This is a genomic window from Clostridium carboxidivorans P7 (genome assembly GCF_001038625.1).
Lineage (GTDB): Bacteria > Bacillota > Clostridia > Clostridiales > Clostridiaceae > Clostridium_AM > Clostridium_AM carboxidivorans.
The window spans coordinates 2491625-2517599 of sequence record NZ_CP011803.1; the positions used below are offsets into that span (position 1 = coordinate 2491625).

General features: G+C 34.0%; 18 protein-coding genes, 1 tRNA gene, 3 rRNA genes, 2 pseudogenes and 1 riboswitch. Of the genes and pseudogenes, 5 read left to right on the plus strand and 19 right to left on the minus strand.

From position 1 onward, the window contains the following. Positions 1 to 86 precede the first annotated feature (86 nt). The 7 genes from Ccar_RS10875 to Ccar_RS10905 all read right to left on the minus strand — a co-directional run bounded on the left by Ccar_RS10875 (position 87) and on the right by Ccar_RS10905 (position 7460). Positions 87 to 1487 carry an MATE family efflux transporter gene (locus tag Ccar_RS10875; RefSeq protein WP_242852194.1) on the minus strand — a complete coding sequence of 467 codons (1401 nt, stop codon included), beginning with the start codon at positions 1485 to 1487 and terminating at the stop codon, positions 87 to 89. 291 nt (positions 1488 to 1778) lie between these two features. Continuing rightward, positions 1779 to 2930, minus strand: coding sequence for an AI-2E family transporter (locus tag Ccar_RS10880; protein ID WP_007062898.1), 1152 nt, complete (start codon positions 2928 to 2930; stop codon positions 1779 to 1781). Between the two features lie 295 nt (positions 2931 to 3225). After that, a complete protein-coding gene (locus Ccar_RS10885; protein ID WP_007062897.1) occupies positions 3226 to 4077 on the minus strand; it encodes a 2-oxoacid:ferredoxin oxidoreductase subunit beta in 852 nt (283 codons plus the stop codon). Further along, positions 4064 to 5743 (minus strand): 2-oxoacid:acceptor oxidoreductase subunit alpha, encoded by a 1680-nt coding sequence (locus Ccar_RS10890; protein WP_007062896.1) that lies wholly within the window; start codon positions 5741 to 5743, stop codon positions 4064 to 4066. The genes Ccar_RS10885 and Ccar_RS10890 overlap by 14 nt, the downstream gene beginning before the upstream one ends. A 20-nt stretch (positions 5744 to 5763) precedes the next feature. Then, positions 5764 to 6354 carry a rubrerythrin gene (gene rbr / locus Ccar_RS10895; RefSeq protein ID WP_007062895.1) on the minus strand — a complete coding sequence of 197 codons (591 nt, stop codon included), beginning with the start codon at positions 6352 to 6354 and terminating at the stop codon, positions 5764 to 5766. Between the two features lie 69 nt (positions 6355 to 6423). Further along, complete coding sequence (locus tag Ccar_RS10900) at positions 6424 to 6798, minus strand: desulfoferrodoxin (RefSeq protein ID WP_007062894.1); 375 nt, start codon at positions 6796 to 6798, stop codon at positions 6424 to 6426. A 176-nt stretch (positions 6799 to 6974) separates the two neighbouring features. Further along, positions 6975 to 7460 (minus strand): ferritin-like domain-containing protein, encoded by a 486-nt coding sequence (locus Ccar_RS10905; RefSeq protein ID WP_007062893.1) that lies wholly within the window; start codon positions 7458 to 7460, stop codon positions 6975 to 6977. Between the two features lie 387 nt (positions 7461 to 7847). On the opposite strand from Ccar_RS10905, the gene Ccar_RS10910 reads away from it, so the two are divergent. Continuing rightward, positions 7848 to 8108, plus strand: coding sequence for a hypothetical protein (locus tag Ccar_RS10910; protein ID WP_007062892.1), 261 nt, complete (start codon positions 7848 to 7850; stop codon positions 8106 to 8108). 717 nt (positions 8109 to 8825) lie between these two features. On the opposite strand, the gene rd is transcribed toward Ccar_RS10910, so the two are convergent. From rd to Ccar_RS26350, 3 genes and pseudogenes are all read right to left on the minus strand, one after another. Next, positions 8826 to 8984 (minus strand): rubredoxin, encoded by a 159-nt coding sequence (gene rd, locus Ccar_RS10915; RefSeq protein ID WP_007062891.1) that lies wholly within the window; start codon positions 8982 to 8984, stop codon positions 8826 to 8828. A 79-nt stretch (positions 8985 to 9063) separates the two neighbouring features. Then, positions 9064 to 9417, minus strand: coding sequence for a hypothetical protein (locus Ccar_RS27715; RefSeq protein ID WP_007062890.1), 354 nt, complete (start codon positions 9415 to 9417; stop codon positions 9064 to 9066). A 135-nt stretch (positions 9418 to 9552) separates the two neighbouring features. After that, positions 9553 to 10035: pseudogene (locus Ccar_RS26350) on the minus strand (MFS transporter); the annotation flags it as partial. A 294-nt stretch (positions 10036 to 10329) separates the two neighbouring features. Continuing rightward, positions 10330 to 10440, plus strand: a riboswitch (SAM riboswitch). Positions 10441 to 10560: 120 nt separating this feature from the next. Here Ccar_RS26350 and Ccar_RS10930 point away from each other — a divergent pair. After that, a pseudogene (locus tag Ccar_RS10930) lies at positions 10561 to 11064 on the plus strand (transposase); the annotation flags it as partial. Between the two features lie 219 nt (positions 11065 to 11283). Here Ccar_RS10930 and rrf read toward each other — a convergent pair. From rrf to Ccar_RS26725, 7 genes are all read right to left on the minus strand, one after another. After that, positions 11284 to 11400: ribosomal RNA gene (gene rrf, locus Ccar_RS10935) — 5S ribosomal RNA — on the minus strand. A 130-nt stretch (positions 11401 to 11530) separates the two neighbouring features. Then, a 23S ribosomal RNA gene (locus Ccar_RS10940) occupies positions 11531 to 14429 on the minus strand. A 223-nt stretch (positions 14430 to 14652) separates the two neighbouring features. Then, positions 14653 to 16164: ribosomal RNA gene (locus Ccar_RS10945) — 16S ribosomal RNA — on the minus strand. The 16S, 23S and 5S rRNA genes sit together here with 1 tRNA gene alongside, the layout of an rRNA operon. Positions 16165 to 16432: 268 nt before the next feature. Next, positions 16433 to 16508 (minus strand) — tRNA-Met (locus tag Ccar_RS10950). 275 nt (positions 16509 to 16783) lie between these two features. Beyond that, entirely contained in the window at positions 16784 to 17218 is a 435-nt protein-coding gene (locus Ccar_RS10955; RefSeq protein ID WP_007061267.1) for a hypothetical protein, read from the minus strand. A gap of 1032 nt (positions 17219 to 18250) precedes the next feature. Further along, complete coding sequence (locus Ccar_RS10960) at positions 18251 to 18952, minus strand: FlxA-like family protein (RefSeq protein WP_007065028.1); 702 nt, start codon at positions 18950 to 18952, stop codon at positions 18251 to 18253. Between the two features lie 703 nt (positions 18953 to 19655). Beyond that, positions 19656 to 19802 carry a hypothetical protein gene (locus tag Ccar_RS26725; protein WP_007065026.1) on the minus strand — a complete coding sequence of 49 codons (147 nt, stop codon included), beginning with the start codon at positions 19800 to 19802 and terminating at the stop codon, positions 19656 to 19658. Between the two features lie 278 nt (positions 19803 to 20080). On the opposite strand from Ccar_RS26725, the gene Ccar_RS10970 reads away from it, so the two are divergent. Further along, entirely contained in the window at positions 20081 to 20641 is a 561-nt protein-coding gene (locus Ccar_RS10970; protein ID WP_007061264.1) for a TetR/AcrR family transcriptional regulator, read from the plus strand. A gap of 137 nt (positions 20642 to 20778) precedes the next feature. Next, a complete protein-coding gene (locus Ccar_RS10975; RefSeq protein WP_007061263.1) occupies positions 20779 to 21585 on the plus strand; it encodes a nitroreductase family protein in 807 nt (268 codons plus the stop codon). Between the two features lie 252 nt (positions 21586 to 21837). Here Ccar_RS10975 and Ccar_RS10980 read toward each other — a convergent pair whose 3' ends face one another. Continuing rightward, positions 21838 to 23388: a cell wall-binding repeat-containing protein gene (locus tag Ccar_RS10980; RefSeq protein ID WP_007061262.1), complete on the minus strand. Its 1551-nt coding sequence runs from the start codon at positions 23386 to 23388 to the stop codon at positions 21838 to 21840. A 309-nt stretch (positions 23389 to 23697) separates the two neighbouring features. On the opposite strand from Ccar_RS10980, the gene Ccar_RS10985 reads away from it, so the two are divergent. Beyond that, the gene (locus Ccar_RS10985; protein ID WP_007061261.1) at positions 23698 to 24606 is read left to right on the plus strand and encodes a peptidoglycan-binding domain-containing protein; all 909 of its coding nucleotides are present in this window, start codon (positions 23698 to 23700) and stop codon (positions 24604 to 24606) included. A gap of 446 nt (positions 24607 to 25052) precedes the next feature. Here Ccar_RS10985 and Ccar_RS10990 read toward each other — a convergent pair whose 3' ends face one another. After that, positions 25053 to 25958, minus strand: coding sequence for a PhzF family isomerase (locus Ccar_RS10990; RefSeq protein WP_007061260.1), 906 nt, complete (start codon positions 25956 to 25958; stop codon positions 25053 to 25055). Between the last annotated feature and the right edge of the window lie 17 nt (positions 25959 to 25975).

The following is a 25975-nucleotide window of genomic DNA, read 5'->3' on the forward strand; positions in this document are numbered from 1 at the left end:
TCTTTTGGTACAGCATTAGCTATTGCTTAAAAGCAAGCTAATATTGGCTGTACCAATCAAACAGCAGTTACAATTATAAGATCATTCTATCTAACTATAGAAGATAAAATTGCTAACAATCTTCTGTGAAAACTTGGCTGTGCTTGCTCACGAAGCTGACGCCTAGCATAGAAGAAAATAGCTACCTGCCCTATTCCCGCCAATGCCCAGGTTACTGGATAGCAGGCAAAGAGCATAACCTCTGTGGGATACCACTTAAAGATTGTAGACAGCCAAAGAATTCTCATAAGGCAAGCTCCTACCAAGGTGGAAATCATAGGTAGTATAGAATATCCCATAGCACGTGTCAATCCAGGATACACATTCATCATTCCACAGGTAAAAAATGCAATCATCATGACATTGATACGCAGCATACCAAGCTTAATGACTTCCGGATCAGAGGTGTATATGCCAAGCAGTGACTTTCCAAAAAACATCGTCATACCACCCATGAGAATCCATGTAGCAAAGATCAATACTGTACATACCTTCGCAATGGTGTCAATTCTATCATATTTCTTCGCACCCATGTTCTGCCCAGTAAAAGAGATTGCTGCATTATAATATGCATTCATTGTGGTACCTATATAGTTTTCAACATTACTGGCAGCAGCACTGGCTGCCACCATTGTAGAACCAAAGGAGTTAACTGCTGACTGGATGAGCACATTAGAAATAGAGAACAATAATCCCTGCATTCCTGCTGGCAAACCAATCCTTACAATGTCCTTTAGCTTACATCTATCAATACGCATCTTACGTGGCATAAATCGTATGGCTCCATCGCATCTAGACAGACATATCATAATAAGCATCACCGAAAGATACTCAGAAATAACAGTAGCAAATGCAACGCCTGCCACTCCCATATGAAGTACAATTACAAAAAATAGGTTGAATATAACATGTAATATACCTGTAACAATAAGATAGTACATTGGACGACGGCTATCACCTGCAGCACGCAGAATAGCTGCTGCAAAGTTGTATACCATGTTAGCAGGCATACTAATAAAGTAGATTTCCATATACACTACAGACAATCCAATTATATCTTCTGGAGTCCCCATCATCTCCAGCAGAGGCTTACAAAGGAGTATACCCAGCACCATGACAATCAATCCACCAATAATGCTTATGGCAATTGATGTATGAACGGATCTACTTACAGCATCTGGTTTATCTGCGCCATAATCTTGAGCCACAACGACGGTAGTTCCTACTGATAACCCCATAAATAAAGTTATGATAAGGTTAATGAGTGAACCTGTAGCTCCAACTGCAGCCAATGCTTTGCTGCCTGAAAAATGTCCAACCACCACCATATCAGCAGTATTGAACAACAGTTGCAGAATATACATTGCCATAATGGGCAAAGCAAAAATAAACACCTTGCTGAACAAGGGGCCATTACACATATCTGTATTACGTTTTCGAGAACTCATATTAATATTCGCTTCCTTTTCATTCATTATTTTGATATAAATAATATCTTATAAAATTTTAATATGCTTATTTAAAGAAAATAAACTGCATGAATTTTATGCAGCGCTAAATATTATATCACAACTTCATAAAATGTAAATAGCAACAAAAACTGTTTGAAATTTCAATCAGTTTCTATTGCCATTAATAGTATTTTTCAATTTTTTACACGCACAATATCTAGGTAATAATATTAGTTACTCAACTTTCACCATTAATTCTTCATTCTTAACTATTAATTAAAAGCACCTCTACTTTATTTCTAAATCTTTTCCCTTTAATCTTATATACACCTCTTTACGAAGTAAAACGTAAGCTACTGAAAACATGGGAATGAATATAATCATTCCTGCCACCCCAGAGATTTTACCTCCTAAAGTAATTGCAACTAATACCCAAATGGCTGGAAGTCCTACAGACTCTCCCACAACCTTAGGATAAATAAAATTATCTTCTATCTGCTTAATCAATAAAAAAACTATTAAAAAAACACCTGCTTTTATAGGATTAACCATTAAAATTAATATTACACCTAAAGAACATCCAATAGCTGAGCCTAGCACAGGGATTATTGACAAGGAACAAATTAATACACTAATCATCAGAGCATATGGCATACTTAACAGCATCATTATTATAAAAAACATTATTCCTAAAATTGCAGCTACAATACATTGTCCTGTAATAAAATTTGAAAATGTAAGATTTGTAAGTTTTAATATTTCTAAAATTGAATCCACTTTTTCTTTTTTCATAAAAGCGTATAACAGCTTTTTAAACTGAATACCTAAGCTCCTCTTTTGGGCCAATATGTATATAGCAAATATAACTCCCAATATAAATTCTACAGTAGCACTTGCCAAGGTAGTTGCTGCTGCTAGGGTTGATAGTAACATTGAGCCTGCACCATTAAAAATAATTGACTTTGCCTTATTGAAAATGTTATTCCAATCTATACCCATGTTGTTGATCAAATTGACAACATTGTTAGATAGCTTAGTATTGCCATTCATCCATTTTTGAAATGCTCTTGCTGAATTATCAAAGGTCTTTGGCAATATTGCAGCAGTTTCAATAATATTAGGTATGATAATGGATGAAATTAAGACAAAGATTCCTACTATAGCAAAGAAAGAAATTACTATACTAATGCCTGTACTATGTTTTTTAATTATTTTTCCAATGCCTTTGTCACTACAGCTTAATAGTTTTTTGGATATAAATCTAGCTGGAATGTTAAGTATAAATGCTATACATCCTCCTAAAATAAATGGAAAAAGCAAATTATATACTTTAATAAATATTGCTACAATATTATTCCAATAATTAAATCCTATATAAAGTCCGAATGCCAAAACTATTAAAATGGCAGTTTTACCTCTGATTTTCTTTTCTAATTCCAATATACTGTCACCTCAACTTTTAATCTTTCATTAGTAGTACTAATTTATATTATAATCAAATTTCTAAACAACTGCACTAAATTTTTCTATAATTTTAGACAAACAAAAAATGGCTGTCGCACTAAAAAATTAATGCGACAGCTTTTTGCCTAAAAAAATAAATCTCCCACTCTGAAGAGTGAAAGATTTATGATAAAATTAATATATGAATAAATACATTAATTTATATAAAAACTATACTTCAAATCGTGGAAATTATTAATTAAAACTTCCACTAAATATTGAGTACACGATTCTAAATAAATTCTTCAATAATTTTTTGAACAAAATTAATATTATACTGCATATCAATTAGCGGTTTTCCACTAGATAAAACTATGTTTTTCTCGTGAAAAGTACGCTTTTGCTCTTGATAAATAACGCCAATTGGAATTCTATCACCATATTCCATTGATTTTTGTATGGCTACGGTTTTATTGTGATTATCATAGCTGTCATCCAATCTATAGACACGTTTTTTGTAATAAGCAAATGTATTTACTCTATTAAAACTCACGCATGGTTGTAAAATGTCAACTAATGCATACCCTTTGTAAAGTATGGCTTGTTTCATAATGGAAACTAAATGCTCCTTGTCTCCGCTAAATGCTCTTGCTACAAATCCAGCGCCAGCGGCAATAGCTAGAAGAACCGGATTAAGCGGCGCATTTATACTTCCTGTTGGTTGAACATCTGTAATTTGTCCCTCACTTGAAGTTGGGGAAGCCTGTCCTTTAGTTAAACCGTAAATCTGGTTGTCATGAACAAAATGTGTGATATCTACATTCCTTCTAATGTTGTGAATAAAATGATTTCCGCCTTCTCCATAGGAGTCACCATCTCCAGTATCTACAATAACTGTAAGGTTTTTATTGGCAATCTTTGCAGCCACAGCAGCGGGTAGGGATCTTCCGTGTAAGCCACAAAAACTGTTGGCGCTGATGTATTGAGGGGTTTTTGCTGCCTGTCCTATTCCAGCTACCATTAATACTTCATAAGGGTCCATATCCAATTCTTCCAACGCCTTTTTCAAGCATTCCAGAATGCTGAAATTTCCACAACCTGGGCACCATGCAGTTTCATAGGTGCAAAATTTATCTGTGCTCATAGTTCAACCCCCTCTGAATTTTTTCCACAATTTCTTCTCCAGAAATCTGTCTGCCATCATATTTCAATATGCTAGCTATACAAGTGATACCTGTCTGCTCTCGAATAAGATCCGCAAGCTGTCCTGTGGCGTTCTGTTCAATATTAATGATTTGTTTTACTGATGAAGCCTTTTCTTCTAAAAGCCTTCGTGGCAGTGGATAAACATCACCAAAAATCAAAGCGCCATATTTACCATGCTGTGCATTGTTAAGCAATTTCACTGCTTCAGCAATAGGTCCATAAGTTGAACCCCAACCTACAAACAGGGTGTCACAGGTTTCGGATCCCAAAAATTCTGGTTCTTGCAGCTCAAGCTTAAGTTTATCTAGTTTTCTCATACGTTTATCCATCATATTATTTCGTACTTCAGATGATTCTGTAATCCATCCTCTTTCATCATGTTCATCACTGTCAATACTTACAAAATGCTTAGTTTTCCCCGGAATTAGCATAGGGGATATTCCATCATCAGTAATTTTATATCTCAGATATTCGCCAGTTACATCTTCCGTCTGATGAAATTTATATTTTTCTATAAGGTTTAAATCATATGGCTTCACAGTTGCTGAAGAGTCACCCAGATATTGATCGCTTAAAATAATAACTGGAATCTGATACTTTTCTGATAAATAAAATGCTCTTACAGTCTGATAAAACGAGTCTTCATGGTTTCTTAATGCAATTACCATTCTAGGAAATTCTCCCTGTGAAGCTGAAATTACAAATTTCAGATCGCTCTGCTCTGTTCTTGTTGGAAATCCTGTTACAGGACCCGGTCTCTGAACATCTACCAAAACCAGTGGAATTTCTGCCATACCCGAAAGCCCCAAAGCCTCTACCATCAGTGAGAAACCTCCTCCAGAAGTTCCAGTCATGGACCTAGCACCTGCAAAGGAGGCCCCAATTGACATATTGATAGCTGCAATTTCATCCTCAGCCTGTTCTACAACAATATTTGCCTCATCGCCCTTGAAAGCAAGATACTCCATAATAGCTGTAGATGGAGACATTGGGTAAGCAGCGTAAAATTTCAGTCCTGCTGCTATTGCTCCTAGAGCCAATGCTTTACTTCCAGTAAGAATTATGTAATCACTAAAGTTTCCATCAAGATGAGGAAAGCGTTGTTCAACATTATTGTAACCTTCCTCAACAGCCTTCAAATTTATTTCAAGATATTGCTCCTTTACAAAATCCTTTAGTACATCTTTTACAAAATCCAGAGATTCACCAAATAACTTCAAAATAGCTCCTAAAGCTATACTGCCGGATACACGTGGATTTCCAAGTTTTTTTGCCATATTATCCATATTAATTTTGATTGCCCTAGGATCTTCTGTTTTTAAATTACTGTCACAAAGTATAAAACCATTTTCATTTAATTGTTTTTTATGCTCCTCCACGGTTTCATCATTTAACGCTATGATTCCATCAAATCTGTTACTATGTGAGCTAGTTTGCTCATTTCCAAAACGGATCACAGAAAAATTATGACCACCACGAACACGAGACATGAAATCTCTCATTGTAAAAATATTATAGCCAGATCTTTTAAGTAATTTTTCCAATATTGCAGCTGTTGTTTCAATACCCTGGCCGGCTGCTCCGCCTATTAAAATGTTGTACATGTTAAAGCCCTCCTTTGGGTTTAATAGTTTTCTGTGAACATTTCAAAATAGGCCTTTGGATGAGCGCATGCTGGACAAAATTCTGGTGCAGAAGTACCCTCATGTATATACCCACAATTACTGCACTTCCATAAAACTGTTTTATTTTTTTCAAACACAATTCCGTCCTCAATATTTTTAGCCAGTTTTCTATATCTAGCCTCATGTCTTTTTTCAACTTCAGCAATATTTCTATAAACAAATGCAATATCAGAAAAGCCCTCATCTTCTGCAACATTTGCAAAATGAGGATATAGAGTTGTCCACTCTTCATTCTCACCAGCAGCAGCTGCTAATAGATTTCCCTTTGTATCTCCTAAGAAAACAGGATAACCAGCATCATTAATAACAACAGCTTCACCATTTAGATTACTATCAGCTAAAAATTTAAAAAATCTCTTTGCATGTTCTTTTTCATTATCTGCAGTTTCTGTAAATATTTCTCCCATCTGAACGTAGCCTTCCTTTTTAGCTATTGAAGCATAATAGGTATACCTATTTCTTGCTTGAGATTCTCCTGCAAAGGATTTTAAAAGATTTTCAGCAGTTTTGGTTCCTTTTAAACTTTTCAATTTTAACCCTCCTTGTGAAATATTAATTTAAAATTTATTCAAATATTAATGGTTATAAAATGTCATATTTTATGATTTCCATAATCCGTGCATATTACAAAATTCTCTTGCATATAAAACTTCTTCCTCTAAAAGAAATAGAGCTTCAGGTTTATCTTCAGGTTTTAAATATTTTCTGTATATTTTATTTTTAGTTTGAATTTCTATCCACTCAATATAATGTTTTTCTAACATAGGATGTTCAATTTCACCAACTTTTACAAGAACTCCACCTTTTACTTTTTCTATAATTGGTACATGTTTTTCCTTTGCTGCATCCACATTATTTTCAACTTGTAATGTCATTGTCTGACCACAACAAACTAGAGTTCCACCACTTTCATGTAAAACCTCTACAATATTACCACAGAGTTCACATTTATAGACTTGCTTAAGCTTTGTCATAACAATACCTCCTAAATTTTTATTTTTTTATTTTATCTATTATTAATAATTATTATCTTTTTACAAATTTTAAACTAGGATTAAGGCAGTATTTATGAGGGGGATATATACCCTTGCCATTAGTTCATTATCAAGCATAAGAATGATTCTTCCATCATTCTCAAAATTATTTTATATTAAAATTCTTCTCTTATTCCAAATTCAGCAGATTCAACCCACTCATCAGCATGATTAATAAGTAAAACTAATTCATCAAGTATTGCAAAATGGTCTTCTTCTTCTTTAATTAGATATTCAAATATCTTTTTTTCTTTATCATCAGTTGTTTCAGATAAAAATTTTTTATAAAGCTCAATACTTTGTTTTTCCTTTTCTAAAGCATTCCTGTACAAATCTAATTGATTAGGAATTTTCTTGATTTCATTTTTAAAATCCCCAATTCCTTTAAACACATCTTTAAATTCAGAAAGTGTATTATTATCTTTTAGTTCATATGATAATTTATTTAGTTTATTTTGAAAAATTTTAGCATGATTTTTTTCATCTTTTGCCAACCTAATAAATATAGCATTTAACTCATTTCCTTTATTTATTTCTGCCTGTTCCATGTAATATTTTTCACCATCAAGTTCCATATTTATTGCAAATTCAAAACTATTCATAAATTGCTCTCCTTTATTTTAAATTTAGTCAAATATTAATAATTATAAATATTATGTTTTATATTTTATTTGTAGATGATTAATATTTGTAAATAATTAATATTTGTTAATATAATATAAGTATACCACATTAGTCAAAAATTACAAACAAAATTTAAAAATTTTTATTACTAAAAATAAAACAGCAATTTATCAATGTCATAATAATTCATAAAACAGTAGTTATACTCACTAATAATTTAATATAAGATTCAAATAATTGAAGATGAGGATAGACATATTATTTAAAATATTGTAATCATACACAGTATGAGATTATGTGATAAGTCTCAGCAATTGATACATAAGAGGTCATATTACAACTTACTAACAGTATGAGAAAACAGAGTGCTAATAAATGAAACTTTAGAGAAAATGCTTATAAAATCTCAAAGTTCTGGTACTAAGCTTGCAGTGAAATGCTTTGATTATACAGTAAAGAAGATTAGACAGCTTAAGAAGCTAGAAATATATACACTAATTCCTTCAGAAGTTCTTTTAACAAAACCTTTTATAGTTCCAATACTTTTGACTAAAACTCTTACCCCTACATTTTCAAGTTCTGTTCCATACAGAAATGTAGATTTAAACCAACTTATGAGATTATAGGTTATAAATACTATCCATAAAAATCCATAAAAATCCGTAAATGCCGTAAAACTTTGAAGTTTTCAGGTTTTTTATATGGTATACATTCCTGGGCATTTTAAAGAAAGCCTTTATGGTTTGACATTTGTTGTAAAAAGTAAATATCTCTACTGCGCTCATATCCTTGCTGTTTATATTGGTTATTAGTAGCGAATGTTTTAGATTTCCTTTTAAAGATAGGGTCTGAACTATAATATTTCTAACTTCATTGTTTTCTGGAAGTTCATAAACCCAATCAGCCTTATTGGCCTGAGTGTATTTTGAGTAAAGATAAAATTATTTATAGGATAAATACTTGCCTTTCTTAATTTTTATCGACAAAGAAAATTATACTTAAAGGCTTAATATTATCCATTATTTATTTTTGTGAAACTACAATATGGAAAATACTAAAGTTTTGTTTGTACAAAACTTAGGTAACTAAGAATTCGTAACAAAGACTGTAATCAGTTTGACAAAAAAATTAGATTTAATGGTAATAGCTGAAGTTGTAGAAACTGCAAACCAAGCTAGTTTTATAAAGAAGTGAAACTGTAATATGGAACAAGGATTTTTATTTATCAAACTTGTACCAGGAGAGGAGTTTGTAAGATTGGTCAGTAAGATACTGGCATAATATTATAAAGAGGTATCCCTATGATAGAAATACCTTTTTATAATATTATACTTTAAAAGTATTTATGCTTGTTCAAATTGGTCTTTACTCACACCGCATAAAGGACATACCCAGCTATCAGGTATGTTTTCGAAAGCTGTTCCAGGATTCACTCCGTTATCAGGGTCTCCTTGTTCTGGATCATAGATGTATCCACAAACTGAACATACATATTGCTTCATAATTCTTCCTCCTTAACAATTAAACTTATTAGTCGCTTGCGGAATTCCGCAAGCGTTGATTCGCCTAACTTTTTAGCCGTTAGACTTTTATATTTTCCTCCACTATGAAATAATAAATGTTACCACATAAAATAATAAAACACAGAGGAGGAGAACAAACTTGTTTTGGTTTAATAGAACTAAACAACTCATTGAATTTCTTGATTTGCTTGCTAATAATTTTAATATTAACACCTTTTCCAGCAAAAAAACAGTCCATATAAATTGGAAGGTTAGACAAATATTTTTGAATTTCTAAAATGACTTTATATAGGTTTCTTTTAGTTCTATTAAATCTTGTTATATCACCAATATTAGAAAATAAATCACTATAGTTCTTTTTAACAAAGTTAAACCATACTTTTTCAGTATTATAATAATTGAACTCTAACATAATTAATCATCTCCTTATTATAATTAGTTTGGTAATTTAATTATAACTGTGGATGATTAATTTTTGTTAGAATTTTTCTTATAAAGATTAACTAGCACACGCGTTAATATAATGAATAGCTATTTTTGAAGCACATTAAGCAACAATTTCTTCTTTTATATTATGAGTATTCCATGTAAATGACAAGAAAAATATTGCTAAAACACATGAAATAATTAACATTATAAATCCACCATCCCAAATGAATTTATCTACAATACATTACATGTCCATTTCAGCTAAAACTTCGCCACCCATGTATCCAAATAATCCTGTGAATCCAGCTGCTGTTCCTGCTGCCTTTTTCGGAACAAGGTCTAAAGCACTAACTCCTATTAGCATAACAGGACCGTATATTAAAGCACCAATTGATGCTAAAGCACAATTATAGCTAAGGGGGCTTGTACTCTTCCAATATACAGCAGTTGCTATTGGAGCATGTCTACCATGGAAAATATGGTCACTAATCAATCCAACTATTATGGTACCTGGGATTACAACATATTCAAATAATGCAAAGGCTATAGTTGAATTTTTTGTACTAAAGTGTCTTACTTCCTGAAGATATGTTGGAACCCAAATATCTCATAAGCAATCAATGTTTTATTTAGTTTGATGGTAACATGTATAGATAATTATGTCAATAATCATAACATTGGTTACTATTTAAGTTAAAATAGGGGAAATATAAATTTATTTATTAATTTCTGAAGTTGTACCTGCTAAAGTTACTATATTCAAATTGGGTGAATAATTGTAGTTTTAAAAATTCCATATTGACAATTGACATGATGAAACATAATTACTATGATTGTAATAATCTTATATGATAGTTACAATATATCTATATATTAAACATTTTAATATAATATATTCTTATCAATAGAGGTAGAGGGACTGGCCCTATGAAACCCAACAACCGGCATTTATATGTATCGGTGTTAATTCCAGCAGAATAGATTTTACTATTCTGGAAGATAAGAAAAATAAATAGTTTTGTGAAATCAATTTTTCTAAAATGGGCTGTCGTACTAAAAAAATAAATCTCCCACTCGGAAGAGTGAAAGATTTATAGCAAAATTAATATATGAGAAAATACATTAATTTACACAAAAAATCCATACTTGCGGTAACCGCAATAGTTATTCCAAGACAGATAAGGATGCAACATTTATGAGAATGAAAGAAGATGCCATGAAAAACGGTCAGTTAAAGCCAGGTTACAATATCCAGCATGGAGTAGATTCCGAATATATAGTATGGCTTACTGTTGGCGATCAGTTCGCAGATACAACAATATTGATTCCATTTATAAAAAGCATGGAGGATTTCTTGTATTTTAAAATTGTTGCAGATGCAGGTTATGAAAGTGAAAAAACAATTTATACTTCTGATGACTGCAGTAACTGTGTTCATAAGAGCAAATGCATAAAAGGACATAACTGCAAAACACCATTAGAAGAAAGAGTTAAAAATCTTGAAACTTCAAAGCTATTCAACATGCTTCGCAAAGAGAATCTTGAAAGAATTGTAAATGAAGAAGGCTACGAGTTGAGAATGAATCGAATTATTCAAGCCGAAAGCTCTTTTGCAGAGATAAAACAGGAACACATCTTTTCACACTTAAAAAGAGCGCTTAATTTTAAGATATTAAAAATTTGTAAGTTTAAAAAAATTAATATTTAGGGCTTATTAAAGTGCGCCATTTTTTAAGTATTAAACTCATGTGTACTTAAATCATCATGGCAACTTCTATGAAACACCTGAAAAAACGCTGTCGCGTTAGCATATTTTTTTATGCTAATGCGACAGCCCCTTTTTTTACTTACCTGGCAACGACCTACTCTTCCACAGAGCCTCCCCTGCAGTACCATCGGCACTATAAAGCTTAACCATCGTGTTCGGAATGGGAACGGGTGTTACCTTTATGTCATTATCACCAGATGACCAGATATCCAAAATATTCTATTTTGTGATAGTCGTTAAATATCATTTAGATATTTAACCTCCTCAGCTATGCTGTGGAGTTTCATTATTAGAGATTTTGTTATCTCAAAATTGCACAGTGAATTATTTGGTCAAGCCCTCGACCTATTAGTATCAGTCAGCTGAACATGTTACCATGCTTACACCTCTGACCTATCAACCTTGTGTTCTTCAAGGGGTCTTACTAGCTTACGCTATGGGAAATCTAATCTTGAGGTGGGTTTCACGCTTAGATGCTTTCAGCGTTTATCCCGTCCCGACATAGCTACCCAGCCATGCTCCTGGCGGAACAACTGGTACACCAGAGGTCAGTCCATCCCGGTCCTCTCGTACTAAGGACAGCTCCTCTCAAATTTCCTACGCCCGCGACGGATAGGGACCGAACTGTCTCACGACGTTCTGAACCCAGCTCGCGTGCCGCTTTAATGGGCGAACAGCCCAACCCTTGGGACCTACTTCAGCCCCAGGATGCGACGAGCCGACATCGAGGTGCCAAACCTCCCCGTCGATGTGGACTCTTGGGGGAGATCAGCCTGTTATCCCCGAGGTAGCTTTTATCCGTTGAGCGATGGCCCTCCCACGAGGAACCACCGGATCACTAAGCCCGACTTTCGTCCCTGCTCCACCTGTATGTGTCGCAGTCAGGCTCCCTTCTGCCTTTGCACTCTTCGAACGATTTCCAACCGTTCTGAGGGAACCTTTGGGCGCCTCCGTTACTTTTTTGGAGGCGACCGCCCCAGTCAAACTGCCCACCTAACAATGTCCCGTGACCAGTTTCATGGCCGCCGGTTAGAATCCCAATACTGTCAGGGTGGTATCCCAAGGATGACTCCACAGAAGCTGACGCCCCTGTTTCGCAGTCTCCCACCTATCCTGTACAGACAATATCGAAACTCAATGCTAAGCTGCAGTAAAGCTCTACGGGGTCTTTCCGTCCAATCGCGGGTAGCAAGCATCTTCACTTGCACTACAATTTCGCCGGATTTGTTGTCGAGACAGTGCCCAAGTCATTACGCCATTCGTGCGGGTCGGAACTTACCCGACAAGGAATTTCGCTACCTTAGGACCGTTATAGTTACGGCCGCCGTTTACTGGGGCTTAAGTTCATACCTTCGCTTGCGCTAAGTATTCCCCTTAACCTTCCAGCACCGGGCAGGCGTCAGCCCCTATACTTCAGCTTTCGCTTTAGCAGAGACCTGTGTTTTTGCTAAACAGTTGCTTGGGCCTATTCTCTGCGACCTACTTTCATAGGCACCCCTTCTCCCGAAGTTACGGGGTCAATTTGCCGAGTTCCTTGACAACAATTCTTCCGATGGTCTTAGGATTCTCTCCTCATCTACCTGTGTCGGTTTGCGGTACGGGCACCAACATCCTCCATAGAGACTTTTCTTGGCAGCGTGGAATCAGATACTTCGCGGCATAAAGCCACTCCCCATCACACCTCAACATTAACCAGACGGATTTGCCTGTCTGATCTGTCTAAGTGCTTAGACACACATCCAATAGTGTGCACATCCTATCCTCCTGCGTCATCCCATTTGTAATAACGTCAGTTGGTGGTATCGGAATATCAACCGATTGTCCATCACCTACGCCTTTCGGCCTCGGCTTAGGTCCCGACTAACCCTGAGCGGACGAGCCTTCCTCAGGAAACCTTAGATTTTCGACCAATAAGATTCTCACTTATTTCTCGCTACTTATGCCAGCATACTCACTCCTGTACAGTCCACCGCTCCTTTCGGTACGACTTCACTCCATACAGGAAGCTCCTCTACCGCTCTTTCGAGCCCATAGCTTCGGTGGTAAGTTTTAGCCCCGGACATCTTCGGCGCAGGATCTCTTGACTAGTGAGCTATTACGCACTCTTTAAATGAGTGGCTGCTTCTAAGCCAACATCCTAGTTGTCTTAGAAATCCCACATCCTTTTCCACTTAACTTACACTTTGGGACCTTAGCTGATGATCTGGGCTGTTTCCCTTTTGACTACGGATCTTATCATTCGCAGTCTGACTGCTGAGATACAAGTATATGGCATTCGGAGTTTGATAGGGTTCAGTAACTGTTGTCAGCCCCTAGCCCATTCAGTGCTCTACCTCCACTACTCAATCTCAACGCTAGCCCTAAAGCTATTTCGAGGAGAACCAGCTATCTCCGAGTTCGATTGGAATTTCTCCGCTATCCACAGCTCATCCCATGGTTTTTCAACACCAACGTGGTTCGGACCTCCACGGAATTTTACTTCCGCTTCATCCTGGCCATGGATAGGTCACCCGGTTTCGGGTCTACGACATGCAACTTTTCGCCCTATTCAGACTCGGTTTCCCTTCGGCTCCGTACCTTAAGTACTTAACCTTGCTACATACCGTAACTCGCTGGCTCGTTCTACAAAAAGCACGTCGTCGCACATAAAAGTGCTTCGACCGGTTGTGGACACACGGTTTCAGGTTCTATTTCACTCCCCTTCCGGGGTTCTTTTCACCTTTCCCTCACGGTACTGCTTCACTATCGGTCACCAGTTAGTATTTAGCCTTGGGAGGTGGTCCTCCCTGCTTCCCACAAGGTTTCACGTGTCTCGTGGTACTCTGGAGTAGATCTGACTGCTATTTCCTTTCACTTACAGGGCTGTTACCTTCTACGGCGGAGCCTTCCAGCTCTCTTCAATTAAGAAATCACAGTATTTATGATCTATCCGCAACCCCAGGAACAAGTTCCTGGTTTGGGCTCTTTCCCTTTCGCTCGCCGCTACTTAGAAAATCGATTTTTCTTTCTCTTCCTCCGGGTACTTAGATGTTTCAGTTCCCCGGGTTTACCTCCATAAACCTATGTATTCAGTTTACAGTACAATGCGTTAGCATTGTGGGTTTCCCCATTCGGAAATCTCTGGATCTCAGGCTATTTGCGCCTACCCAAAGCTTATCGCAGCTTATCACGTCCTTCTTCGGCTTCTGGTGCCAAGGCATTCACCATGCGCCCTTTGTAGCTTGACCATTCATGTGAAAATTATCTTTCAACAATTTTCTTAGTTAAAATCTACAAAGGTTTTTTTACTTATATAATAAGTAGTTTTACCTTTAGCTTTACTTTTAATTTAAAAGTTATATTCACTGTGCAATTTTCAAAGAACAATTTGAAGAATTAGATTCTTCAAAATTAAACAGAGCTATTAAATAAACCTTCAAAGTAGAATTACCTACTTTGTCGACTCCTTAGAAAGGAGGTGATCCAGCCGCAGGTTCTCCTACGGCTACCTTGTTACGACTTCACCCCAATTACTAACCCCACCTTCGGCCGCTGGCTCCTTACGGTTACCTCACGGACTTCGGGTGTTGCCAGCTCTCATGGTGTGACGGGCGGTGTGTACAAGGCCCGGGAACGTATTCACCGCGACATGCTGATTCGCGATTACTAGCAACTCCAGCTTCATGTAGGCGAGTTTCAGCCTACAATCCGAACTGAGATGAGTTTTAAAAGTTTTGCTCCACCTCACGGTCTTGCATCTTTCTGTACTCACCATTGTAGCACGTGTGTAGCCCTAGACATAAGGGGCATGATGATTTGACGTCATCCCCACCTTCCTCCCGGTTAACCCGGGCAGTCTCACTAGAGTGCTCAACTTAATGGTAGCAACTAATGATAAGGGTTGCGCTCGTTGCAGGACTTAACCTAACATCTCACGACACGAGCTGACGACAACCATGCACCACCTGTCTCCCTGCCCCGAAGGGCTTCCCTCATTACAGGTAATTCAGGGGATGTCAAGTCTAGGTAAGGTTCTTCGCGTTGCTTCGAATTAAACCACATGCTCCGCTGCTTGTGCGGGCCCCCGTCAATTCCTTTGAGTTTTAATCTTGCGATCGTACTTCCCAGGCGGAATACTTATTGCGTTAGCTGCGGCACAGAAGGAGTCGATACCTCCTACACCTAGTATTCATCGTTTACGGCGTGGACTACCAGGGTATCTAATCCTGTTTGCTACCCACGCTTTCATGCCTCAGCGTCAGTTACGGTCCAGAGAATCGCCTTCGCCACTGGTGTTCTTCCTAATCTCTACGCATTTCACCGCTACACTAGGAATTCCATTCTCCTCTCCCGCACTCTAGATATCCAGTTTCAAATGCAGTTCCCAAGTTAAGCTCGGGATTTTCACATCTGACTTAAACATCCGCCTACGCATCCTTTACGCCCAGTAAATCCGGACAACGCTCGCCACCTACGTATTACCGCGGCTGCTGGCACGTAGTTAGCCGTGGCTTCCTCCTTGGGTACCGTCATTATCGTCCCCAAAGACAGAGCTTTACAACCCGAAGGCCTTCATCACTCACGCGGCGTTGCTGCATCAGGCTTTCGCCCATTGTGCAATATTCCCCACTGCTGCCTCCCGTAGGAGTCTGGACCGTGTCTCAGTTCCAATGTGGCCGATCACCCTCTCAGGTCGGCTACGCATCGTGGCCTTGGTGAGCCGTTACCTCACCAACTAGCTAATGCGCCGCGGGCCCATCTCAAAGCGGATTACTCCTTTAATTAGTATTTCATGTGAAAAACTAATGTTATGCGGTATTAATCTCCCTTTCGGAAGGCTATCCCCCACTTTGAGGCAGGTTGCCCACGTGTTACTCACCCGTCCGCCGCTAATCCATCCCCGAAGGGATTTCATCGCTCGACTTGCATGTGTTAAGCACGCCGCCAGCGTTCGTCCTGAGCCAGGATCAAACTCTCAATTTAAAAGTTTAATCTGTACTCAAATTCTTGACGTTAAACTTGTTAGTTTAACTAATACTGGCTTATTTAAAATAAGATTTATATCTTACTTTCACTCTGTTTAATTTTCAAGGATCTTGCCGCATCTCAGCGACTTTTATATCTTATCATGTTTACCTTAGCTTGTCAACTAGTAATTTATTACCAATTTAACAGCAATAAACTTAATATAAAGATATATAATGAAGATTAAAAATAATATCAAGCAAATTAAATCGCCATCTATACTTTTTGGTTGCGGAGACAGGACTTGAACCTGTGACCTTCGGGTTATGAGCCCGACGAGCTACCAACTGCTCCACCCCGCGTCATCATTCATTACATTGAATCATACTTTGTTTCTGTTTACCGCTCCTTCAAGCGACAAGTAGTATCTTACCATGTATATGAATATAAATAATTATCCTAGTACATGTTCATTGTAGATTAATCAGTTAATGCTCAAGTATCCTCTAGCATACTACTTATTTAGCATAATGACACACCTGACTATGTTTCTTTTGTTTTATATTAAAAAGTTTTCTAATAACCTCAAAATTCAAACATGAATACCGAGGTGTTCTAGTAAATTATTTGATTTTTATCATTTAGTTGCCAAATGCGAGTTTTGTGACATTCTTCCAAGCATATACCCAAACATTAATGTTGTATAATTATTTCCACCCATCATACTGTTTAAGCCCAAAAATCCATTATACATGGAATCAATACCATTTCCATTTAATGCTGAAATCATACTCTGTTCTGCAGAAATTCTCATCATTCTTGCCATCTGCTGAGGCTGTAATGAAAGGCTCTCAAGACCATCTGTTGATTTAGCATTGCCATTATCTTTTACTTTACTCTTTTTTGGTCTATTTTTAACAACACTACTATTATTATCCTTCAGCATATTATCTAACATACTTGAAAACAAGACTTCTGAACTATTACTAAATAATCCTTCGTTCATATTGGATAGATTTTGTAAGGCATTATATCTCATAATTTGAGACATATTGTCAATCTTTATACTCATTCCTCCCTTATTTGTAATTATAACCCAACAGATAATGCATGTCTACATTTACAATTATATATATTTTAAAACACCACATAATGTCATGAGTTAAAACGCTGTCCATAAAGGTTAAAACCTTAATACTAATAAACCGAATTAATCCATATATTAACAATACTTATAAACTAATAACCAATTGTCAGCAACCAGATTTGATGAAAAGTATAAATAGCAAAAGATGCTTTAGAAAAATAGCCAAAACTATAATCCAAGTAGTTAAATTATTAAATACTGAAAATAATAAATCAATTCCAAAGAAAATATTCTTAAAACTTATCATATAAATCATAATCATTCATACAATAAAAAATGTAACTGCTAAAATTATTAAAATCAATCGTTTATTTTCTAATAATTTCACAGTCCTATTAGTGCTTAAAATTAGATATCATAATACAAATGGGTATTTACTATTTTTCCTTTTTAAAGATATTAACAATACTTGTTCTTTTAGCTAATGAAACTTTGAGTTTATTGCTTCTATATCCTTTATCTCCTAATATTTTTACTGTGGCATTGCTTCAACCAGTTTGAATAACAACTGCTTTATCATCAACATTTTCTTTCACTAGTTACAATAAATCATATCCTTATTATAATTTCTTTTGTTAATTTAATTATAATTCAGATGATATTAATTTTTGTTATGTTTTTTTATAAAATATTAACTGACACAATGCATTAATTTAATATGTATATCTGTTGATGATAGTATGCTAAAACTATTAATATAGTTTTAGAAATTTTATGTTATTTGCGCTTATGCTATAATATAAATATTAAATCACTTACTATACTTCCATAAATTTTAGGTAAATGTAAATTAGAAAACAAATGTTCTATAAGCTTAAAGAAACTTCCCAATAAAAACTTACATCAACTAAAACTAGATTTCTATTAAAAGAAAAATCAACTAAAAAAATCGCAATATTTTATAATCATGTAAATTTACATTATAAATGATATAAATTCTATTACCTTAATTAATATTTATACATAAGTATCTATTGATTTTTCCATTTCATCTTTTCTATTAGTTTTATCATTGTCTTGAGTATCTTGTTTATTTGATACATCTGAATGGTTATGTTTGCTACCTGTTTGCTTAATGTTATCATTTATTTGGGCAGTTTCTTTATTTATTATTGTTTCTATAGAATTGGCACGACCTTCATCACTTGCAGCTTCATTTAGTTTCTTTTTTATAATAAAGGCAGCATTTCCAAGTTTATCTCTATCTTTATCTAGTTTAGCCTCTTCAGTTATAATATTAGCCGAATTTTTGCTTGATTTCATGATTATATTTAATCTTTGAATATTGTTACAGTTGTTACAGTTTTCTAATATCAATTGATCTTTATTTTTAGTTTCTGAGCTGTTGTTATTATTCGAAGATGTAGATTTTTTGTTAGTATTTCGATTGGTATTTTTTTCAATTTTTTTCATCTGTATTTGCTGAATATTTGAATCAATTTGTTCTATTTGCTGTTTTAGTTGCTCAGTTAATTCATCTTTATCTTTTTGCGACGCCTTCCCACTGTTTATTTCTCCAATTTGCTTTTCAATTTGAGATTTTTGTCCCTGAAGAGTCTTTATTTCTGCATCTAGTGCATCTGTATTATTCGAATTACTTGCCTTTGAATTTACATTATTATAATAATAAGTTGAGTTAGGTGAAACTGAATTTACCATTTTATATTGTACCTCCTAATACATTCATATCCAAAAATAATAATGCAAAAGTATTTTTATATTACTTTTGGAATAAATTTTCTTGCTTTATATTATCGTATTTTATTGGCAAGATATTACCCTAAAATATAAAATGTGGATAAAATTTAAAGTTCCAAAGCCTAATATGATAATTCAATCTCTAGTCCATATATCTCTAGCATTCTATACAATAAAATTTTCACAACATACGTTAAAGCATTAGCAAACTATATTAATAATTTTTCCTAGATTAGGAGACACATTATTACTTTTACAATCTTTTAATATTTTATCTTCAGTAATTTTTTAGACTTTGCTACAAACTTACTTATTCTTAAATTGTTATAATCCAATTTTTACACATTTTAGCAAACTCCATATTACAAAATATTAAATTCTAAAAAAGCAAAAAGTTTATTATAAAACCATTTGTTGAAATTAAGGAGTGAAGCTTTAGATCAAAATAAGTTTCTTTTTTAAATCAAAATAATTATATCTTGATATATATTTAAACATCTTGCCAAAATAAGATAGATCAAATTTGTATACAAGTACAGGCATACTATCAATTATTCTCATATCATCATTTTTAAATATTGGAAGATTAGATAAACATTTTTGAATTTCTAAAATAACTTTCTATAGATTTTTTCTTGTTATATTATTAATCTAAGTAAATAAGTCACCATGCTTTTCCAAAGGCTATTGTAGCAGCTTCACTCACAATACTAATTGTTATAATTTCTGAATTTGAAAGTTTGAAATCAAAAATGTTTCTCCTGTTTTTTATAGAATCAAATATTCTTTCATTGTAAATATCATCTATCAAAACAAAATCAACTCTAAAAAAGTCTTTTTAATTATCAATTTTTTCTGTATTATAATAAGCAATTTCTAACATAATTAATCATCTCCTTATTATAATTTCTTTTGGTAATTTAATCATAATCCAGATGATTGATTTTTATTATGTTTATTCTTATAAAATATTAACTAGCACAATGCGTTAATACACTCATTTTGCTTATTTCATATTATTGTGATATTGACAAAATGTACTGACCAGTTTATTATGAAATAAATATATCAATGAAAGGACTAATTGCAATGAACTTGACAAAAGGAGAACAAACAAAACAAAATCTAATAGAAACAGCTGCTAAACTCTTTTTAAAAAAGGGGTATTCCAATACAGGAATAAATGACATATTACAAGAAGCAAAAATCTCAAAGGGGTCCTTTTACTTTTATTTTTCTAGTAAAAAGGAACTTGGATTTGAAGTAGCAAATTATTATGGAGAGATAGTATTACATAATTGGCTGGAACCTCTTTCAAATAACCCCTGGGATGTATTTATAAATAAGATGGTATCCTTTATAAAAAGAACTGATAAAGCAGGCAAGTACTTCGGATGCCCAATAGCTACATTAGGTTTAGATATAGTATTTGTTGATAATGACCTTTCAAATGTATATGCAAATGGAATTAAGAAATTAATTGATATTTTTTCCAACTCTCTGCAAATATCTGGCTTAACAAAAGATAATGCAGATATAGTTGCCAGAAAAGCTTTTGCTCTTTACGAGGGTCATACACTTTATTATAGAATAAGTAAAGATAAAAGTGCATTTGATTATATGCTTAAAGACTTATTATCATTAGTATAATCTAAATTTATATTTACTTTCATTAAATTGTTTTTGTTAATATTGAAGCTTAAGAAATTTTTTTGCTTTTAATAAACCAACTGGTCTATTATGTAAAAAATTAACTTATAATATCAAATAATGAGGAGTGTAAAATTATGAGTTTAATAACATTAAATAAAGAAAAATGTATAAAATGTGGAGCATGCGTAATGGAATGTCCTATAAGCATTTTAAGAATGGGAGAAAATGGTCCTGAGGAAATTTATGAAGACAGATGTATGAGCTGCGGCCATTGCGTAGCTGTTTGCCCTAAAGAAGCTATTGATAATAAAAAATCTCCACTATCAATGCAAGTGAATGCAAAAAATTTAACTAGATTAAATGCAGAGGAAGCAGAAAATTTTATAAGATCTCGAAGGTCTATTCGCTCATTTAAAGAAACAAAAGTTCCTAGAGAAAAGTTGATAAAGCTTACTGATATTGCTCATTTTGCACCAACTGCCAGTAATCTTCAAGGTATATCTTATATGATAATTGATGATAATGAAGTAATAAAATTAGCAGCTGAAGCCTCAATGAACTGGTTACAAAATCATCCTTTATATAAGAGAGCTTTTTTCGGAATGATTAAAACATATAAAGAAACTGGTATAAACAATATTTTAAGAAATGCGCCTAGCATTATTTTAGCTATGTCAAATAAAAGATTTAGATTGGGAAGAGAAAATACCATTCTATCATTATCATATCTTGAACTATTTGCACCTTCACTTGGTCTTGGATCCTGTTGGGCTGGTGTATTCGAGCGATGTGCATTAGATGAGAGTTCACCAATACCTGAAATATTTAAGGTACCTGAAGGCAAAAAAATAACAGGAGTTGTTATGGTGGGATATCCTAGATATAAGTTTAATAGATTAACAGATAGAAACCCATTAGATGTTGCTTTTTATGAAAAGTAACAAATGACGCAACTGAAATTTTAATGTGCATCTTTTGCTTTAGTGGTAAAACTGATATTGAAGAATACTTAGAATATGGCAAACAACTTTTAGAAAGATATGCTAATGGAAAAGATATTAAAATGAAAATAATTGAATAGAATTTTAATATGTACAAACTAGGAACTGCTGCATTAAGAGTAAATAACAAAATATTTAATGCAGCAGTTCCTACAGTATTAAATCAATTTTATTAACACATATATACTGGAATTACTTATTTTTAATGATATTATCTAATGAAAATGCACTATTCAAAATAGAAGATGGAACTGCGCCTTCCCCGCCAAGTACATTAAACTTACTTACTAAAGAAGTTTTATTTTTCATGTAATTATTCACTAGAGTTGAAGAATCATTGCTAACTAAAATAATTGGTGAAGCACTTCTAGCTGCAATGGCTGTACCAGCTAATGCATCAGGGAAGTTTTCTCCACTTGATATAAAAACAGTACTCCAATCTGCATATTTACCAAATTCGCTTATTACAGCTTGATTTCTCCCGTATTTTGTTGAACCCAATATTCTGTAAACATTAGGAAACTGATTTCCAACATTATCACTTACTATTTCAGAGCCTCCAACTATATATGTCTTTTTTATATTTTTATTTGTCAAATAAGTTTTAATGCTATCTGGAATGTTATCTTTAGGTACAAGCAATATTGGCATTCCTTTATTTGCTGCAAAAGGTGCAATTGATAAACCATCTGAGTAATCATCGCCAGTTACCACAGCTAATTCTGTTGGTGTTCCTAGCTGTTCTGCTATCTTTACTGAGGTTTCATATCTATCTTTGCCTTGAAGCCTTACATAGCTTATTCCTATTTTACTCAATTCATTCTCAATATTTGAGGATATAACTCCTGTGCCTCCAACAATATATACACTCTCCACCTTCAGTCTTTTTAACTCTGAAACTGTTGCCTCAGTCATTTTATCCTTGTCTGTAAGTAAAATAGGCGCATTATATTTCTTAGCTAAAGGTGCAGCACTAAGTGCATCAGGAAAACTGTTACCCGAAGCTAAAACAGCATATTTAGATTGGTCACTGCATGCATATTTACTAATCTCAACTGCAGTGCTGTAACGATCATTACCTGCTAGTCTATTTAATACAGCCTTTTCATTAGGTTTATCTGTCATATACCCTTCATATAATTTCATATATGCCACAATATTATCTATTGCTTCTTGTTTCATATCTTTTGCAAGTGTTTTATCATTTAAAACGTTTTCTGTATTGAACCAAATCATTCCCCAACTTCCATTATCCAGAACAGCTTGTCCTTTTAAAACACTTCTAATTATTGCAATTGTGAAACTAGTATTATTTTTTTCATAAGCTTTATCCATTAATGTCAATGCCTTGTCAACATGAAAATAATCATCTAGAGCCATCATATAGCTTATGCAAAAAGTTTCATCTCCGGATAATGAGTCTATATCCAATTTGTCCATATCCTTTGAATACACTAACTTAACATAACTTTCTGCATTGCTTTTACCCTCAATTTTCCATCCCAATGCATTAATAACTGCTGCTTTAACGTCAATAGGATTTTTACTTGAGTGCAAATAATCAGCTATTTGTTGATCTATAACTCCTTTTTCTGAAGCTGTTTTTACAATATTGACATCAGTATAAGCCTTATAAAAGTCAGTAGATGTTACTGGTGAATCCGCAAATACAGTAGTTGGACCCATTAAAAAAAATATTGCTCCCATGACAAATAGACTAAAAATATACTTTTTAATACGCATTTATTTCCCCCTCTTTATACCTATTTTACATATATTATACATTGCAAATAGTAATACTACAATCTTTTTTTAATTAAAAAAGTTAGTGATTCCAATGGTATCCAAATCATCCATAAATGATCACAGATATTAGAAATTTATGGGTACCCCCCCTAAAAATATTAATAGCTTACGTATGATAAATACGTATGATTAAAATTCCATTTTATTTTTTAATTCATTTATAAAGTGAACCTTTTACCCAACTGACGGAATAAATCATCAAATAAAAAATATATCAGTCATAATGTGTTAGGAGAGATTAAATTTATGAAAAATACAAAACATCTATTGATAGTAGCATCAATGGCAGCTGGAATAACTTTAGCAGGGGAATCTGTACATGCTCAGCAATTAACAACTACTAAAATATCCAAGATAACTACATATAACTATGCTGAATGCTCTACAGTAACTATTAAATTAAACAATAAAAGCGATATTGTTAAACATATACAAGTCACTTTAAATTTATATTTCGGATCTGGACTTGCAGAAGATGGAGTATATGGAAACTTTACAGAAGATGCTGTTAAAAGTGTACAGAAAAAATTAGGCATAAATGTTGATGGCATCTTTGGACCTAAAACGGCTAAAGCCTTACTAAAGTATGTTAATAACACTTCTATTGACGACAAAAATGGGTTTACTCCAGTGTCTGTTAATATTCAAAAGCAACTTATAGATTTAGGTTATAAAATAAATGCAAATGGGAATTTATCTAGTTATGATACAATGCTAGCTATAAGACAGTTTCAAAAAACAAATAATTTATCTGTAACTGGAAAAGTGGATATTAATCTATTAAATAAACTTAATAAACAATATAACATAAAACCTGATGAAACAGAAAAGTTCAAATCTGATACTGATTATTATATATCAGTAAACTCTTCTGATAATTTATGTAGAATTTATCAAAAAATAAGTGGTAAATGGAAGGAAATTAAATGTTTTGATATTCTTTCAGGAAAGGTTGTTACGGGGGATTATGTATCCGGGCTCCGAGGTGAAGAAATAAAATTTAACATAGTATCAATGAAGAATTTTACTCAAATAGATGGTCTACATGTTTTTTATTCATCCGAAAAGGACTCAGGATTTGGTTTAAGAATTTCTGACGAAAGTGCTAAATTTTTAAGTAATATACCATATAAAACGGCTATTAAAGTATTTTAAAACTTATAGTTTTCATTGCAACTTCTGAGCATATCAAGTGATTCTTAGACTCAGATGGAGTTTACTTATAGGGAATACCTCTTACCTGAGCAAAAGCTCGTAAAATGCCATTTAGGCATTTTACCCATCTGAATCTTAGAAGAACTTATCCAGGGGCGTGTCAGCCGTTATGCACAGCATAAGAACTCTAAATCGCCGAAGCTCAAGAGTTCTAATATCTCCCACCTTAAGAAAAGCAGATATCCCAAATCTATGATTTGGAGATAGTCGCTTTCACAGAGTGTGATGGGAGTGTTACGGATGGTAGCCATCGGATAAATGATTTTTTGGCAAACTGAAGAGCAGAAATAAACTGCTCTTGAAGTTGCACAATATATTACTAAGTCATTAACTTGTCTCCTAATTTCAGTAGTTATGTGTAACTTAAAATCTTAGTCTTTGTACCACTATAATGACAATTCAGATTTAAATGCTATTACTGCATTTCCAGAAACTTTAACTTCTATAGGCTCCATATTTTCTATTCTCACCTCAACTTCAATAACACCTGCTCTTTTTATTGCTTCACCCTGTAAAGCCTTGAATTTAAATGAAGAATTGTTATGGTGAACAAGATTATGATGAATAAGGTATGCTCCAAGAGGACCATTTGCATTACCAGTTACAGGGTCTTCATTAATACCTATTGCAGGAGCAAACATTCTGCCATGTACCAAAATATCACTATCTTCTTCATTAACTGTAAAAACATAATATCCATTACACTTAATGCTCGCACTTAATTTAGAAAGTGCAGTATAATCTGGCTGCAGTTCATTTAAAGTTTCGATACTCTTTATACCCACCATAACCTTAGAATGGCCTGTTGAAACAATCTGGATTTTATAGTTTTCCAGTAAATCACTGTTTTTCACATTAAGCGCTTTTAAGAGTTCTTCTTTATTTATACCATCAATAATATCGCTAAATTCAATTTTCCCCTGTGTCATGACAATTTTATAATCCTGATTTTCCTTTATTATATCAACAGGCAAAATTCCAGCTCCTGTTTTATGATAAACCCTTGAAGTATCAAGATTATTTTCAATAGCACGTGCATAATGAGCAGCAATAGTAGCATGTCCACAAATTGGAACTTCATTTGTTGGAGTAAAAAATCGCACATGAACATCGTATTCATCATCATTATTTGAAGAAAATATAAAGGCTGTCTCTGAATTGTTAAGTTCCCTAGCTATTTTCTGCATTTCACAGTCAGTTAATCCATCTGCATTTGTTATTACCCCTGCTGGGTTTCCTGTAAATTTTTCCTTTGCAAATGAATCAATTTGATATAAATTGTATTCTTTCATTGTCTTTGCCTCCTAAT